The sequence below is a fragment of the Lonepinella sp. MS14434 genome, assembly GCF_042468235.1.
Classification (GTDB): domain Bacteria; phylum Pseudomonadota; class Gammaproteobacteria; order Enterobacterales; family Pasteurellaceae; genus Lonepinella.
Map to the genome: position 1 here is coordinate 338,266 of NZ_CP170386.1, position 15,142 is coordinate 353,407.

The following is a 15,142-nucleotide window of genomic DNA, read 5'->3' on the forward strand; positions in this document are numbered from 1 at the left end:
CAAATCCCAAAAATTTCAGTGAAAATATCAGAGATTTAGTGAAAAGTCTATCTTTTTTCAGCAAAAATCCATTTATTTTTTTATCCTTTTATTTTGTACATTACAAGTAACTTATTTAAATGTTGTATTTTTGTTAAAATCAGTTTTGTCTTGCGATAGATCAAACACAGCTTACTAAATAAATCTGCATTTTTTTTGATTTAGATCTAAAAATGTGATCTACATAACATTTTTTCTGTTTTTTATCCGCATAAAAAGTAGTAGAATATGCCCGATCTTGAATTATCTCAATAATCTTTCGTTCATTAAATGAGTAAAGATTGTTAAATAATTTGTATAAAAGGTTGCTTTTAATGTAAAACATGGGTTGAGCATTAAGAGAAAAATCGGGGTGATTACGTTTTTTGAACAGTAATCGAATATAATCTTGTAGCATATTTACAAGGAGTTGTGAGATGTTAGACATTGTTGAACTATCTCGTTTGCAGTTTGCGTTAACTGCGTTATATCACTTCTTGTTTGTTCCTTTAACATTAGGGCTTTCCTTTATTCTTGTCATTATGGAAACGACTTATGTAGTAACAGGCAAAGAAGTTTATAAAGATATGACTAAATTCTGGGGTAAGTTATTCGCCATTAACTTTGCTCTTGGGGTAACTACTGGTATCACCATGGAATTCCAATTTGGTACTAACTGGTCATATTATTCTCATTATGTGGGTGACATCTTCGGTGCTCCTTTAGCTATCGAGGCATTATTAGCCTTTTTCTTAGAGTCAACCTTTGTAGGTTTATTTCTATTTGGTTGGGATCGTTTATCTAAAAAACAACACTTAATTGCTACTTATTGCGTAGCCTTTGGTTCAAACCTTTCTGCAATGTGGATTTTGGTGGCAAATGGTTGGATGCAATTTCCTACAGGATCAGAATTTAATTTTGAAACCATGCGAATGGAAATGACGAGCTTTTTAGATTTATGGTTAAACCCAGCGGCACAAAATAAATTATTACACACATTATCTGCAGGTTATGTAGCTGGTGCGATGTTTGTATTATCAATTAGTGCATTCTATATCTTAAAAGGTCGTGATCTTGCCTTTGCTAAACGTTCTTTCGCTATTGCTGCCACCTTTGGTTTGATTTCAACTGCAGGTGTTATTATCATGGGTGATGAATCGGGCTATGAAGTGGGTCAAACTCAACCAGTTAAATTAGCAGCAATGGAGGCAGATTGGGAAACCCAACCAGCACCGGCATCTTGGCATTTATTTGCAATCCCAAATCAAGCTGAACGTAAAAATGATGTTGAAATCTCAATTCCTTTTATGGGTGGTATGATTGCAACACGTTCACTTGATGGTACTTATCCTGGTTTGAGAGAGTTAGAAGCTCGCAATATTGAACGTGTGCGTAAAGGTATTGTGGCTTATGGTTTACTTGAAGAATTACGTGCTCAGAAAAAAGCAGGTCAAGTTGACGAGGCGACTAAAGCGCAATTCCTCGAGGTGCGTGAAGACTTAGGTTATGGTTTATTATTAAAACGCTATACCGATAAAGTGGTTGACGCTACTGAAAGTCAAATTAGAGCCGCTGCTCAAGATACTATTCCTAATGTTGCACCAGTATTTTGGTCATTCCGTGTGATGGCTGGTGTCGCTGGTTTAATTGCCTTATTGATTTTTGGTGCTTTTATGCAAAGTTTACGCAACAAAGTTCAACAAAGTCCATGGTTGCTTAAAGGTATCTTGTGGGGATTACCATTACCTTGGATTGGCATTGAATGTGGTTGGTTCTTAGCTGAATACGGACGTCAACCTTGGGCGATCCAAGATGTATTACCTGTTGGTGTGGCAAATTCTTCATTAACCACGGGCGATCTTTGGTTCTCCATTGGCTTACTCTGTGCCTTATATACAATATTCTTAGTAGCAGAAATGTATTTAATGTTTAAATATGGTCGTCTTGGACCAAGTGCATTAAAAACAGGTCGCTATTATTTTGAGCAATCAACTAAATAAGTAGGAGTTAGACGATGATTGATTATGAAATTCTACGCTTTATTTGGTGGATTCTAGTTCTTGTCTTGTTAATCGGTTTCTGTGTAACAGACGGTTTTGATATGGGCGTATTAACTTTATTACCTTTTGCAGGTAAGAAAGAAGTTGAAAAACGTGTCATGCTTAACACCATTGCTCCACACTGGGACGGTAACCAAGTATGGCTATTAACTGCTGGCGGTGCAATGTTTGCCGCATGGCCTATTGTTTATGCGGTATCTTTCTCTGGTTTTTATATTGCCATGATCTTAGTGTTAGCCGCATTATTTTTCCGTCCAGTAGGTTTGGAATATCGTGCTAAAATTGAGGACGCAACTTGGCGTAAAGCATGGGATATTGGTTTGTTCATTGGTGGCTTTGTGCCGTCATTAGTATTCGGTGTCGCATTTGGTAACTTATTACAAGGTGTACCATTTGAATTCAACGATATTATGCAAATCAAATATACAGGTGGATTCTTTGAGTTATTAAATCCGTTTGGGTTACTTTGTGGTTTAATTAGCTTATCTATGTTAACCACACAAGGTGCGACATGGTTACAAATGAAAACGACTGCAGAATTACGTAATCGTGCCAGAACTATTTCACAAGTAGGCGCATTTGCAACCTTAGTAACATTCGTTCTTGCCGGTGTATGGTTATTATTTAAAGATGGCTTTGTAGTTACTAGCATTGTTGATCATAACGCTGTATCTTCACCACTAGGTAAAACAGTAACACTTGAAACGGGTGCATGGTTCAAAAATTATAACAATATTCCGTTATTATATATTTTCCCTGTCTTAGCAGTGATCGGTGCGTTATTAAATATCGCAGCATCTAAAGCTAACCGTTCAGGTTTTGCATTCTTCTTCTCATCATTAACCATGTTGGGTATTATTGTAACCTGTGGCGTATCAATGTTCCCATTTGTGATGCCATCAATTACACACCCTGATATGAGTTTATTAATGTGGGATGCGACTTCAAGTCAATTAACTTTACAAATAATGTTGTTCTGTGCATTAGTATTTGTCGTGATTGCCTTGTCTTATACAATTTGGTCATACTACAAAATGTTTGGTCGAATCGATGCTAAATACATCGAAGAAAACAAAACGACAGCATACTAAGAAGGAGAATTACTATGGTATATGTAGCTTGGGTAGTTGGTGTTTTATTCGCTGTTTGGCTGAGTGTCAAAGTGGTGACAAAACTTGAAAATAAAGGTTCATTTGGTGAATAACCAATGTAACTAGGATAAATAAAAACGCTGAATAAATTTGTTATTCGGCGTTTTTGTTTGCCCTGCACTGACGTACAGGGCTACGATTGTGATGATGCTCCGCATCTTATCTAGCATTAGCCACGGAGTGGCGTGATTATGCTTAACCCCGTACGTTAGTGCGGGAGTCACTTCACCGCTACCATCGATCCAAAATTAAAGCATTGAAACCACACTTCAACATAGGAAAATCCGATATTTTTTAGCCGCACTTTATGCGTATTTATACTGTCTGGACGCATGACATTTTCAAGTGCGGTACGTTTTTGGCTGACTTCCAGTTCACTGTAGCCGTTGGCTCGTTTAAATTGATGGTGTAGATCGATCAGTAAATCGTCAATTTTCTTGTCTTCAAAACGGAATTTTTCCGATAGCACTAATACGCCGTTTGGATTTAAGCCTTGATAAATTTTTTCTAACAAGATTTGGCGATCTTCTGGGGGTAAAAATTGCAAAGTGAAATTTAAAATCACCATAGACGCATTTTCAATTTTTACATGGCGAATATCATCGCATAAAATTTCTACGGGTACATCACTATGATACGCATTAATATGCTGACGACAACGTTCCACCATTGGTTGTGAATTATCGACACCGATAATTTTGACATTCGGTTGTTGGATATTCCGCCGAGCAGAAAGGGTAGCGGCACCACGTGAACAACCGAGATCGTAAACATGGCTATTAGCGGTGACAAAACGATTTGCCAACATGCCGATTGCCGTGATGATATTGGAATAACCTGGCACGGAGCGTTGAATCATATCAGGAAACACTTCCGCTACGTTTTCATCAAAGGTAAAATCGCCCAGTTTTTCAATAGGGGTCGAAAAAATCGTATCTTTATTCATATAGTTGCTACGTTTAACCAAAAAAGTGCGGTTATTTTAGAAGAAGTTTTACCCTACTACAAATAAATTGTTATTTTTTTAGCAGATGTGCCATGGCATTTTCTTCTTGTTTAATGCGTATCGCTAAAATAATAAGATAAATTGGTAAACCGATAAGGGCAGTAACAGATGCCTGACAAAATAAAGCTAATCCGACTAATTCTGGAATAATATTTAAGAAATAATTTGGGTGGCGGATATATTTGAACAAAAATGACCTATTGATTTTATGATTTGGCAGAATATAGATTTTAACCGTCCAAATCTCTTTTAATTCGTAAATGATGTAAAACAACATTGCAATGGCAACGATAAGGATCGTTAAGCCGATGAGTGAAATAGTATTGAATACTATATGGCGGTAATTTGCTTCTATAATTGCCGAAGCATAATACAGAATATGAGCAACAGAAAGCAAGCTAGAGTTGGCTTTGCCATACTGAATGGCACCTTGAGCAATCAATGCTTTTTCATTACGAATGGAAATGGATAGGCTATAAAAACGAATAGCCAGAATAATTGTAAATATAATATTGATAAATAACATGACAATCCTTTGACTTGAGTTAAATCCATAAAATAAGGTTGCAAAATATAACAAAAATGAATATGCAATGCACTAATTTTTGATCTAAGGTTATAAAAATTAATCGGTTAATGCTTAAATCTTATTGTGTTATTAGATTTAAATAATCTTTTTCTCCGCAGGCATTTTCCGCTATAATTGACGCAATTTTTTCTCATACTTTACAGAACAAAGGATTTTAACATGATGCGAACTCATTATTGCGGTGCGTTAAACCGTGAAAATATCGGACAGCAAGTAACATTAAGCGGTTGGGTGAATAAACGCCGTGATTTAGGTGGATTGATTTTTATTGATATGCGTGATGTGAAAGGCATTGTGCAAGTGTGTTTTGACCCGAAATATCCGCAAGCCTTAGAGCAAGCCGCCAGTCTGCGTAACGAATTTTGTATTCAAATCAAAGGCGAAGTGATTGCTCGCCCTGATAATCAAATTAACAAAAATATGGTAACGGGCGAAGTAGAAATTTTGGCTCACGAACTGTCTATTTACAACGCATCTGACGTATTGCCGTTAGACTTCAACCAAAATAACACCGAAGAACAACGCTTAAAATACCGTTATTTAGATTTACGCCGTCCTGAAATGGCGGAACGCTTGAAAACCCGTGCCAAAATAACCAGCTTTGTTCGCCGTTTTATGGACGAACAGGGTTTCTTAGATATTGAAACCCCAATGCTGACCAAAGCGACACCAGAAGGGGCTAGGGATTATCTCGTGCCGAGCCGTGTGCATAAAGGCAAATTCTATGCCTTGCCACAATCACCGCAATTATTCAAACAGTTACTGATGATGTCAGGTTTCGATCGTTATTATCAAATCGTCAAATGTTTCCGTGATGAAGATTTGCGTGCAGATCGCCAACCTGAATTTACCCAAATTGATGTGGAAACCAGCTTTTTAACTGCCCCTGAAGTACGTGCGATTATGGAAAAATTAATCCACGGTTTATGGCTCAACACTATCAATGTGGATTTAGGCAAATTCCCTGTAATGACGTGGCAGGAAGCGATGGAGCGTTTCGGTTCAGACAAACCTGATTTACGTAACCCGTTAGAAATGGTGACGATTTCTGACCTTGTGCGTGAAGTGGAATTTAGCGTATTCAAAACTCCAGCCAATGACAAAGGCGGAAGAGTAGCCGCTATTCGTGTACCAAACGGTTCAACCATCACGCGTAAACAAATTGACGAATACACCCAATTTGTCGGCATTTATGGTGCGAAAGGCTTGGCGTGGTTAAAAGTCAATGATGTGAACGCAGGACTAGACGGCGTGCAAAGCCCGATTGCGAAATTCTTATCCGAAGACGTGTTAAAAGCCATTTTAGAGCGTGTAAAAGCCGAAACAGGCGATATTATTTTCTTCGGTGCCGACAAATGGCAAACCACCACCGACGCATTGGGTGCGTTACGCTTAAAACTCGGTCGTGATCTCGGCTTAACTCGCCTAAACGAATGGCAGCCACTATGGGTGATTGATTTCCCAATGTTTGAACGTGACGATGAAGGCAATCTTGCCGCAATGCACCACCCATTCACATCACCAAAAGATTTCAGCCCAGAAAAGCTTGAAGCGGATCCAACCAGTGCGGTGGCGAATGCTTACGATATGGTGATCAACGGCTACGAAGTGGGCGGTGGTTCGGTGCGGATTTTCGACCCGAAAATGCAACAAACCGTGTTCCGTATTTTAGGCATTAACGAACAAGATCAACGTGAAAAATTTGGTTTCTTATTAGATGCGTTAAAATTCGGTACACCGCCACACGCTGGCTTGGCGTTTGGTTTAGACCGTTTAACGATGTTGTTGACGGGTACAGAAAATATCCGTGATGTGATTGCGTTCCCTAAAACTACGGCAGCAGCGTGCTTGATGACGGATGCTCCAAGTTTTGCGAATCCGCAAGCGTTGGCGGAATTGGCGGTAGCAGTGGTGAAAGCGGAGTAGATTTCAATTAAAGCAATCCCACAAATATAGTGGGATTGTTTTTGGGTACAGAGTTATAGGTAAGAATATGCCAACATTTAATTTAAATTCTGATGATTTACAACCAGTTATAGATATTTTGGATGAAGCACTGCTCAACCGTCCAGAACCTATTGGTATTCCACATTACGATATTGATAGTGCAATTGCGAGTGCAAGAGAATATTCAGATGCGATTGATGAGCTTTCTGATCCCGATATTCAATTGGATGCTTGGGATTTACAGCATTTGGCTCAAAGTATGGCAAATGGTTATAAAGAATTTTGGGAATCTCCATTTCCTATTGGGTTAGAAACTACTCAAACTACAAATAAATCTAATAAATCATCATGTTGTGGGTGGATTTTAGCGGCTGGTTTGTTTGGTTATTGGTTGGGTAATTAATTTTTTTATGCCATACAAAAATCCTATTTCCGTTTTGGTGGTACTCTATGCACAAAATACAGGTGACGTCTTAATGCTCCAACGCCAAGATGACCCCGATTTTTGGCAATCGGTAACAGGATCTTTAGCAGAGAACGAAACGCCCAAACAAACGGCAATTCGGGAAGTATTAGAAGAAACAGGTATTGACATTAAAGCGGAAAATTTAGCACTTTTTGACTGCAACGAATGGATAACATTTGAAATTTTCCCGCATTTTCGGTATAAATATGCCCCGAATGTAACCCATTGCAAAGAGCATTGGTTTTTGTTGGCTCTGCCAGATGAGCGAGTTCCCCAATTAACGGAACATCTTGCCTATCAATGGCTCAGTCCAAAACAAGCCGCTGGATTAACCAAATCACCCAATAATCGGCAGGCAATAGAAAAATATTTAATCAAGTAAATATAAACAAAGCTATCCCCGAACATATCCCAATGGGATATGCAGGGTACTTTAACGAATAAAAAGTGCGGTCAAAAAATCTCAAATTTTACACCGCACTTTTACAACGCAAAGAAAGTTTTTCCCTTCTTTGCCGCCTAAAAATCCATTAATTTGTAGGGAAATGGCGTCTGTTTGAGCGAAGCGAGTTCAGCCATTTCCCGTTAAACAAATTAATGGATTTTTAGGAAACAAGGCAAAGCAGGGTCGCCTTTTTTGGTTACTTTTTTGGCGAAGCAAAAAAGTAACAAGAACATTGGCGAAGAAAAAAGTAATAAATAAACCAAATTTAAAATTAAACAAAAAAGAGAAAGGAAAAACAACATGGCAGGACACAGTAAGTGGGCTAACATCAAACACCGCAAAGCCGCACAAGATGCACAGCGTGGTAAAGTATTTACTAAATTAATCCGTGAATTAGTCACCGCTGCAAAAATCGGTGGCGGCGATGTCGGCACTAATCCACGTTTGCGTGCGGCAGTGGATAAAGCACTTTCCAGCAATATGACCCGTGATACCATCAACCGTGCTATTGAGCGTGGTGTGGGCGGTGGCGATGACACCAATATGGAAACCCGTGTTTACGAAGGTTACGGACCGGGTGGCACGGCGGTGATGGTAGAATGTTTGAGTGACAACGCCAACCGCACCATTTCACAGGTTCGCCCGAGTTTTACCAAATGTGGCGGTAACTTAGGGACTGAGGGTTCAGTCGGTTATTTATTCAGTAAAAAAGGTTTAATTTTAATTCTTGAAGCCGATGAAGATGCTTTGACCGAAGCGGCAATCGAAGCGGGGGCAGACGATATTCAACCGCAAGATGACGGTTCATTTGAAATCTATACTGCATGGGAAGATTTAAGTGATGTGCGTGAAGCGATTGAAAAAGCAGGTTTCAAAATTGAGAGTGTAGAAGTGACCATGATCCCATCAACCAGCGTTGATCTTGATGCAGAAAATGCACCAAAACTATTACGTTTAATTGATATGCTGGAAGATTGTGATGACGTGCAAAACGTCTATCACAACGGTGAAATCAGTGATGAAGTGGCAGCCCTACTTTAATATAATTTGTATTATAGGTTTTGTTATGCTAGGATAAAAATGTCTTTTTGAACAAGACCTTACTTTTATTTTTTATTAAGGAGATTCTATGAAATTAGTCAAATTTATTCCTGCAATCTGTGCCACAGTAGTATTGGCTGCTTGTTCTTCTGCTCCTAGCGAGCAAGAAATGGCTGCTGCTCAAGCTGAAAAAGAAGCTCAAGTAATGGAGCAAGCTATGAATACAGCAGATGCACAAGCAACTGAAATGGCAAAAAATATTGACGGTACCGCACAAGTAAAAGTACAAAAAGTGCCAACTGTAAATAAATCGGTGGTTTATCGTTGTCAGTCAGGCAAAGTAGTAACAGCAACCTATGCTTTTGAAAATAACGATCCGCGAGCGGTTAGTGTTCGTTTAGGTAAAGGTCAAAAAGCATTAAAAGTATCATTAGCTCGTGATGATAATAGCAAAGACACCGTTTCATTTGTTTCTGATAAATACGAATGGAATGTAGATACGGGTTTAACCTTAGACAATTTTAATGGTGTTGATGCCATTCATTTAGTGAAAAAAGGTGCTGAATCCGATCAAATTTTAGCAAAACTTTGTAATGTTAATAAAACAGCGACAAAACGATTAAATAAATAATTAAAATCAGTTATGATGATTGGGTGGAGATAGAACTCCACCCATTTTATTTTGTAGAATTGTAGGGCAACATGGCAATCATTTTAGGAATAGACCCTGGATCAAGAGTGACTGGTTATGGGGTTATTCGTCAAACAGGACGTACATTAGAATATCTCGGCAGCGGTGCTATTCGTACCCAAGTAGAAGATATGCCAACACGTTTAAAGCGGATTTATGCTGGTGTAACGGAAATTATCACGCAATTTCAGCCTGATATGTTTGCTATTGAAGAAGTATTTTTAGCCAAAAACCCAAGTTCCGCTTTAAAACTCGGACAAGCACGTGGCACAGCCATTGTAGCCGCGGTGAATAGTGATTTACCCGTGTTTGAATATGCTGCTCGTTTGGTGAAACAAACAGTGACAGGCATTGGCTCGGCGGATAAAATACAAGTACAAGATATGGTTACTCGTATTCTTAAACTCTCTGATAAACCCCAAGCTGATGCGGCAGATGCCTTAGCGATTGCCATTACCCATGCTCATACCATTCAACATAGTTTGCAGGTTTCTCACACGGCAACTCCAACGGAAACTCGAGAAAAATACACCGCACTTTTACGCACTCGTTATAGCCGAGGGCGTTTTCGCTTAAAAATTTAACTGGATTTTTGTTCAGTCTTTGGTTATAGTAAGCAAAAATTTTTGCAAGGATAATTTAACGCTATGATCGGTCGCTTACAAGGTAAACTTATCGAAAAACATCCGCCTGAAATTTTGCTTGATGTACAAGGTGTGGGTTATGAATTGTTATTACCCATGACAAGTTTTTATAATCTACCTGAAATTGAGCAAGACTGTACTTTATTTACCCATTTGGTGGTGCGAGAAGATGCACATTTACTGTTTGGATTTTCCCATAAACAAGATCGCAGTTTATTCCGTGAGTTAATCAAAACCAATGGGGTAGGTCCTAAATTAGCCTTAGCGATTTTGTCCGCCATGTCAGTATCGGAATTTGCTTATGCGATTGAACACGAAGAATTATCTAAGTTAGTGAAAATTCCAGGTGTGGGTAAGAAAACAGCGGAACGCTTGTTGGTAGAATTAAAAGGCAAATTCAAAGGTGTGGGGCAAGGGGATTTCTTTGTGAAAAGTAACCATTTGCCAGCGGTTGAACGAATATCCGCAACGGAAAATGTAGCTACAGATGATGCAGTTTCAGCCTTGATTGCTTTAGGTTATAAACCTATGGATGCAGAGAAAATGGTGAAGAAAGTGGCAAAACAAGATCTGTCTTCTGAACAATTAATTCGAGAAGCCTTAAAAGCAGCCTTATAAGTGAGATAGATGATGATTGAAGCAGATCGCATTATTAGTGCTACAGCAAAATTAGATGATGAAATAGTTGATCGTGCCATTCGCCCTAAATTATTGGCGGATTATGTGGGGCAACCACAAGTGCGGTCGCAAATGGAGATTTTTATTCAAGCAGCGAAATTACGTCAAGATGCCTTGGATCATCTACTAGTTTTTGGTCCCCCTGGATTGGGTAAAACCACCTTAGCAAATATTGTGGCGAATGAAATGGGGGTGAATATTCGCACGACTTCAGGTCCTGTGTTAGAAAAAGCAGGGGATCTTGCGGCTATGCTGACCAATCTTGAACCTCATGATGTGCTATTTATTGATGAAATTCATCGTCTTTCGCCAGCTATTGAAGAAGTGCTTTATCCTGCGATGGAAGATTATCAACTGGATATTATGATTGGTGAAGGTCCAGCCGCTCGCTCGATTAAACTCGATCTGCCACCATTTACTTTAATCGGAGCAACCACAAGGGCAGGTTCACTGACTTCACCGTTACGTGATCGTTTTGGTATTGTACAACGCCTAGAATTTTATTCGGTGGAAGATTTAACGTTCATTGTTTCACGCAGTGCTAACTGTTTGAATTTAGAATTATCTGAAGCTGCTGCCATTGAAATTGCTCGCCGTTCTCGTGGCACACCACGTATTGCCAACCGATTATTACGCCGTGTACGTGATTATGCAGATGTGAAAAACCGCGGTGTGATTTCTGCAGAAATTGCCAATGCAGCATTGTCTATGTTAGATATTGATCAGGCTGGTTTTGATTATTTAGATCGTAAATTCTTAACATCAATTATTGAACGTTTTGACGGTGGACCAGTGGGGTTAGATAATATTGCAGCAGCCATAGGGGAAGAGCGAGATACCATTGAAGATGTGCTAGAACCTTATTTGATCCAACAAGGATTTTTACAACGCACACCACGGGGGCGAATTGCCACTAACCATACTTATCGTCATTTTGGGTTAGAAAAATTGACAGAATAAAGCAAATAAGGAAACGTAATCCGTTTCCTTATTTGTTACTCTTTTTCTATGTTTAATTCATCTTGTTGTTCAGAATTTTGTTGTTCAGAATCAAAAGGCATTCCATTAATTAACATATTGCCATTATCGGCTTTGAAATCAAGATGATATTGCCCGTCTTCAAGTTTAAACAAATCTTGTAGCACAGTAACAATAGAGTGCCAAAATGGTGTTAGTGGTTTTTCCATTTTGACTATATCTTCAGCAATAGTAACGTTTAATTGAATATTATTTTGCTTGATATTATTCATTCCATCTGCATAACCTTGCGGTAATGTCGCCGTTAAATTTGCATTTACAGGTAAAGATTTGCTGGCACTTGGATAAGTATCAATATTGGCTATGAATGTTGCTTTGGGAATATTAACGGGCGTAGCTAAATATTGTTCCCATGTTATTTTAGTATAATTATCACTAGTTAAATTAGTTGCACAGATACCACGGTATAACTTACAAAAATAGGTTTGGTAGAATGCTTTGTTTGGTGATAGTTGTTCCAATGGGAAATCTAATTTTAACTGACTAAATTGCATTTGTTGTTCAGTTAAGGTTAATTTATCCAACGAAATATTATTTTTTGTATCAAAAATATCTTTCAGCGGTTGAGCAGTATAGTTCCATTTAAGATTTTCTGCTGTCCCTTGATTTTTCATTGAAACTTTCTCAATTTTCACCGCACTTTCTAATTGCGTTTGGAAATTTTCAGCGAGTTTATCTAAATCGGCTAAGAAGTTTGGCGTATCTTTTTGAGGTAAATCCTTAGTTTGTAAACTTTTCGGTAAATATTTGATTAAAAAAGCTAAATGATTTTCTAAATTTAAATGTGAAAGTTTATTTTCGGCAGAAATGCCAGTAAATGACAATTCATCATCTTGATTAAACAGAATATTTTTTGCTTTTAGATTAATCGTTTGTTCTGCATTCAGTTTATCTTGATGATTTGATGAAAAAACAATTTGTGTATTCTGGGCATCAATCAGGTTTATTTCATTCTTAGGATAAATAAAACGGTTTACTGAAAGTGTGGACTCAATTTTTTGATTATTAAATACAAAATCAATAAATTGTGTGATCATCGAAGTTAAATTAAATTGCTCTGCTTGTAATTGTTTTAATTGCTCAGGAAAAGTAACATGAGATGGAATGCCTTGTCGCTTTAACGTCAGCTCAACATTTTCTGCTCTGGTTTTATCTTGATCGGATTTGGTATTTTTATTCGACAGATAAATTCCTTGTTGATTAATCTGCTGATTTAAATCATATCCTTGATCATTAATTTTTTTATCCAGAATATAATGCCCTTTAACTAAACCAATATGTGTGCCGTCACCATCGAGTAAGTTCACATCAATTTTCTTGGTTTTAAAATCTGCTTTAATTAAATCATATAAATTATCCCCAACCGTGGTTAATAAAAAGTTACCTTTCAGGTCAGTGATTTTTAATAGTTTATCGTAGTTAAAAGCGGAAAGTTCAGTTTGTAATTCAATAGATTTGGATTGAATATCGTAAGACAATTCGCTTTCTAAAGTTTGCGATTGATTTGTACTATCACGAAATTCGGTCACAACACGAGAACTTAAACTATCACTAAAGACTGAAAATTGACTGGTAATGGTATTTTTATCAATGGTGATATTAAGTTGTTCATTTAGTTTCTTAATTAAATTGGTATTAAATTCCGATTCTGCACTAATCATTAACGGAAGTGCGGTTAATTTTGTGTGCATAAAATCCGTTTTATTACCATTTCGCTCCATGCTAAAAATGAGATCACGAGTAAAAAAATCGCTATTTTTTTCTGTAATAGTGATATTAAATTGATCCTTTAATTGATAAGGAAATTTGCTAATGGTCTGATCGATTTGGTAGTTCGTATAAAATTGTGTCGCTACACCAACCACTAAAGCGACAGCCGATAAACGTAATAAGAATTTAACTTTTTTGCTCATTATTTTTCCAAGAGGTACGGATAATTAGGTAAAAGTATAGCGAATTTACCAGATGACTACAAATATAGCTTATATGAATTAGATTCATAAAAAATGTGAATTTTTTGAAATTGACGCATAATTATGATTGCTTTAATTTATCCTTAACTCAATACCTTAATTGAATTCAGATAATATGGAGTGAATATATGAGTTACGCCAAAGAAATTGATACACTAAACCAACATATTGCAGATTTAGACGGAAAAATTAACGTTTCATTCGAATTTTTTCCACCGAAAACCGAAAAAATGGAAGAAACCCTGTGGGCATCTATTCACCGTTTAAAGACCTTAAAACCGAAATTTGTATCAGTAACTTATGGGGCAAATTCTGGTGAGCGTGATCGCACTCATAGTATTGTTAAAAGTATTAAACAACAAACAGGTTTAGAAGCGGCTCCCCATTTAACGGGGATTGATGCCACCCCTGAACAACTCCGCCAAATTGCTAAAGACTACTGGAATAGTGGTATTCGCCGTATTGTGGCATTGCGTGGCGATGAGCCGAAAGGTTATGCCAAAAAGCCATTTTATGCGTCAGATTTAGTTACATTATTGCGTGATGTCGCAGATTTTGATATTTCGGTGGCGGCTTATCCCGAGGTTCATCCCGAAGCCAAATCCGCTCAAGCAGACTTGATTAATTTAAAACGCAAAATTGATGCAGGGGCGAATCATGTAATTACACAATTTTTCTTTGATGTGGAAAGCTATTTGCGTTTTCGTGATCGTTGTGCGTCCATCGGTATTGATGCAGAAATTGTACCTGGGATTTTGCCTGTGACGAATTTCAAGCAGTTACAGAAAATGTCGAGCGTAACGAATGTGAAAATTCCAAGTTGGTTGGCTAAGATGTATGAGGGTTTAGATGAGGATCAAACTACCCGTAATTTAGTCGCATCAAGTGTTGCTATTGATATGGTACGAGTGTTATCCAGAGAGGGCGTGAATGATTTCCATTTTTATACCTTAAATCGTAGCGAATTGACCTATGCGATTTGTCATATCTTGGGGGTTCGTCCTTAATTTAAGTGATACCAAGGTTTTAAATTTAACAATGAATAGGATCTGTTGATAATTGAAAAACAACCCGTATCATGTTGTTATAAACAGAGACATTTTAACCAACATCCAATGGGTAGTCATTGAACCCCTATGCAAAGGCAAAGCGATCGATTGCAGACAAAGAATTTGAGGCACTGGTGGCGGACAAAGCTTTTGATGCAGACGGATTGATACAGGATTTGGAAAACGGGGCAGTAAAGCGGTGATACCACTGCGTAGCTGTCACAAATATCAACGTGATTATGACAAGTAAATGTACAAGTAGCGACATTTGATAGAAAACTTCTTTTGTAGATTGAAGGCGTTCAAGAAGATTTCCATACGTTCTGAAAAGACCGATGTTTCGTTT

15 protein-coding genes are annotated in these 15,142 nt (G+C 37.9%); 12 read left to right on the plus strand and 3 right to left on the minus strand.

Annotation, left to right across the window (positions count from 1 at the left end; translation table 11 throughout):
* Nucleotides 1-455: 455 nt before the first annotated feature.
* From O1Q79_RS01690 to O1Q79_RS01700, 3 genes are read left to right on the plus strand one after another with little or no spacing between them, the layout of a single operon-like run.
* Nucleotides 456-2,018 (plus strand): cytochrome ubiquinol oxidase subunit I, encoded by a 1,563-nt coding sequence (locus tag O1Q79_RS01690; protein WP_386692662.1) that lies wholly within the window; start codon nucleotides 456-458, stop codon nucleotides 2,016-2,018.
* A 14-nt stretch (nucleotides 2,019-2,032) separates the two neighbouring features.
* Nucleotides 2,033-3,169: a cytochrome d ubiquinol oxidase subunit II gene (gene cydB, locus O1Q79_RS01695; RefSeq protein ID WP_386692663.1), complete on the plus strand. Its 1,137-nt coding sequence runs from the start codon at nucleotides 2,033-2,035 to the stop codon at nucleotides 3,167-3,169.
* 14 nt (nucleotides 3,170-3,183) lie between these two features.
* Nucleotides 3,184-3,282, plus strand: a complete 99-nt coding sequence (locus O1Q79_RS01700) for a cytochrome bd oxidase small subunit, CydX/CbdX family (protein ID WP_386692664.1) — start codon at nucleotides 3,184-3,186, stop codon at nucleotides 3,280-3,282.
* Between the two features lie 167 nt (nucleotides 3,283-3,449).
* Here O1Q79_RS01700 and cmoA read toward each other — a convergent pair whose 3' ends face one another.
* Both cmoA and O1Q79_RS01710 read right to left on the minus strand, forming a co-directional pair.
* Complete coding sequence (gene cmoA, locus O1Q79_RS01705; RefSeq protein WP_386692665.1) at nucleotides 3,450-4,175, minus strand: carboxy-S-adenosyl-L-methionine synthase CmoA; 726 nt, start codon at nucleotides 4,173-4,175, stop codon at nucleotides 3,450-3,452.
* A gap of 70 nt (nucleotides 4,176-4,245) precedes the next feature.
* Nucleotides 4,246-4,761: an isoprenylcysteine carboxyl methyltransferase family protein gene (locus tag O1Q79_RS01710; RefSeq protein ID WP_386689906.1), complete on the minus strand. Its 516-nt coding sequence runs from the start codon at nucleotides 4,759-4,761 to the stop codon at nucleotides 4,246-4,248.
* Nucleotides 4,762-4,983: 222 nt separating this feature from the next.
* Between O1Q79_RS01710 and aspS the strand changes: the two genes are divergently transcribed.
* The 8 genes from aspS to ruvB all read left to right on the plus strand — a co-directional run bounded on the left by aspS (nucleotide 4,984) and on the right by ruvB (nucleotide 11,696).
* Nucleotides 4,984-6,750 (plus strand): aspartate--tRNA ligase, encoded by a 1,767-nt coding sequence (gene aspS / locus O1Q79_RS01715; protein WP_386692666.1) that lies wholly within the window; start codon nucleotides 4,984-4,986, stop codon nucleotides 6,748-6,750.
* Between the two features lie 67 nt (nucleotides 6,751-6,817).
* Nucleotides 6,818-7,174 carry a hypothetical protein gene (locus O1Q79_RS01720; RefSeq protein WP_386692667.1) on the plus strand — a complete coding sequence of 119 codons (357 nt, stop codon included), beginning with the start codon at nucleotides 6,818-6,820 and terminating at the stop codon, nucleotides 7,172-7,174.
* A gap of 7 nt (nucleotides 7,175-7,181) precedes the next feature.
* The gene (gene nudB, locus O1Q79_RS01725) at nucleotides 7,182-7,619 is read left to right on the plus strand and encodes a dihydroneopterin triphosphate diphosphatase (RefSeq protein WP_386692669.1); all 438 of its coding nucleotides are present in this window, start codon (nucleotides 7,182-7,184) and stop codon (nucleotides 7,617-7,619) included.
* A 363-nt stretch (nucleotides 7,620-7,982) separates the two neighbouring features.
* On the plus strand, nucleotides 7,983-8,723 hold the full coding sequence (locus tag O1Q79_RS01730; RefSeq protein ID WP_386692671.1) for a YebC/PmpR family DNA-binding transcriptional regulator: 741 nt from the start codon (nucleotides 7,983-7,985) through the stop codon (nucleotides 8,721-8,723).
* 88 nt (nucleotides 8,724-8,811) lie between these two features.
* Nucleotides 8,812-9,354 carry a hypothetical protein gene (locus O1Q79_RS01735; RefSeq protein ID WP_386689918.1) on the plus strand — a complete coding sequence of 181 codons (543 nt, stop codon included), beginning with the start codon at nucleotides 8,812-8,814 and terminating at the stop codon, nucleotides 9,352-9,354.
* 71 nt (nucleotides 9,355-9,425) lie between these two features.
* Nucleotides 9,426-9,998, plus strand: coding sequence for a crossover junction endodeoxyribonuclease RuvC (ruvC, locus tag O1Q79_RS01740; protein ID WP_386692672.1), 573 nt, complete (start codon nucleotides 9,426-9,428; stop codon nucleotides 9,996-9,998).
* Between the two features lie 63 nt (nucleotides 9,999-10,061).
* Nucleotides 10,062-10,676, plus strand: coding sequence for a Holliday junction branch migration protein RuvA (gene ruvA, locus O1Q79_RS01745; RefSeq protein ID WP_386689922.1), 615 nt, complete (start codon nucleotides 10,062-10,064; stop codon nucleotides 10,674-10,676).
* Nucleotides 10,677-10,688: 12 nt separating this feature from the next.
* Nucleotides 10,689-11,696 (plus strand): Holliday junction branch migration DNA helicase RuvB, encoded by a 1,008-nt coding sequence (ruvB, locus tag O1Q79_RS01750; RefSeq protein WP_386693323.1) that lies wholly within the window; start codon nucleotides 10,689-10,691, stop codon nucleotides 11,694-11,696.
* A 35-nt stretch (nucleotides 11,697-11,731) separates the two neighbouring features.
* Here ruvB and O1Q79_RS01755 read toward each other — a convergent pair whose 3' ends face one another.
* Nucleotides 11,732-13,687 carry a hypothetical protein gene (locus tag O1Q79_RS01755; protein WP_386692673.1) on the minus strand — a complete coding sequence of 652 codons (1,956 nt, stop codon included), beginning with the start codon at nucleotides 13,685-13,687 and terminating at the stop codon, nucleotides 11,732-11,734.
* 188 nt (nucleotides 13,688-13,875) lie between these two features.
* Here O1Q79_RS01755 and metF point away from each other — a divergent pair, with 188 nt between their 5' ends.
* Entirely contained in the window at nucleotides 13,876-14,754 is an 879-nt protein-coding gene (metF, locus tag O1Q79_RS01760) for a methylenetetrahydrofolate reductase (RefSeq protein ID WP_386692674.1), read from the plus strand.
* Nucleotides 14,755-15,142: the final 388 nt, after the last annotated feature.

Excerpts from the sequence above, each read along its gene's own strand:
- O1Q79_RS01690 (WP_386692662.1), top strand. The coding sequence starts at position 456 with ATGTTAGACATTGTTGAACTATCTCGTTTGCAGTTTGCGTTAACTGCG.
- cydB (WP_386692663.1), top strand. The coding sequence starts at position 2,033 with ATGATTGATTATGAAATTCTACGCTTTATTTGGTGGATTCTAGTTCTT.
- O1Q79_RS01700 (WP_386692664.1), top strand. The coding sequence starts at position 3,184 with ATGGTATATGTAGCTTGGGTAGTTGGTGTTTTATTCGCTGTTTGGCTG.
- cmoA (WP_386692665.1), bottom strand. The coding sequence starts at position 4,175 with ATGAATAAAGATACGATTTTTTCGACCCCTATTGAAAAACTGGGCGAT.
- O1Q79_RS01710 (WP_386689906.1), bottom strand. The coding sequence starts at position 4,761 with ATGTTATTTATCAATATTATATTTACAATTATTCTGGCTATTCGTTTT.
- aspS (WP_386692666.1), top strand. The coding sequence starts at position 4,984 with ATGATGCGAACTCATTATTGCGGTGCGTTAAACCGTGAAAATATCGGA.
- O1Q79_RS01720 (WP_386692667.1), top strand. The coding sequence starts at position 6,818 with ATGCCAACATTTAATTTAAATTCTGATGATTTACAACCAGTTATAGAT.
- nudB (WP_386692669.1), top strand. The coding sequence starts at position 7,182 with ATGCCATACAAAAATCCTATTTCCGTTTTGGTGGTACTCTATGCACAA.
- O1Q79_RS01730 (WP_386692671.1), top strand. The coding sequence starts at position 7,983 with ATGGCAGGACACAGTAAGTGGGCTAACATCAAACACCGCAAAGCCGCA.
- O1Q79_RS01735 (WP_386689918.1), top strand. The coding sequence starts at position 8,812 with ATGAAATTAGTCAAATTTATTCCTGCAATCTGTGCCACAGTAGTATTG.
- ruvC (WP_386692672.1), top strand. The coding sequence starts at position 9,426 with ATGGCAATCATTTTAGGAATAGACCCTGGATCAAGAGTGACTGGTTAT.
- ruvA (WP_386689922.1), top strand. The coding sequence starts at position 10,062 with ATGATCGGTCGCTTACAAGGTAAACTTATCGAAAAACATCCGCCTGAA.
- ruvB (WP_386693323.1), top strand. The coding sequence starts at position 10,689 with ATGATTGAAGCAGATCGCATTATTAGTGCTACAGCAAAATTAGATGAT.
- O1Q79_RS01755 (WP_386692673.1), bottom strand. The coding sequence starts at position 13,687 with ATGAGCAAAAAAGTTAAATTCTTATTACGTTTATCGGCTGTCGCTTTA.
- metF (WP_386692674.1), top strand. The coding sequence starts at position 13,876 with ATGAGTTACGCCAAAGAAATTGATACACTAAACCAACATATTGCAGAT.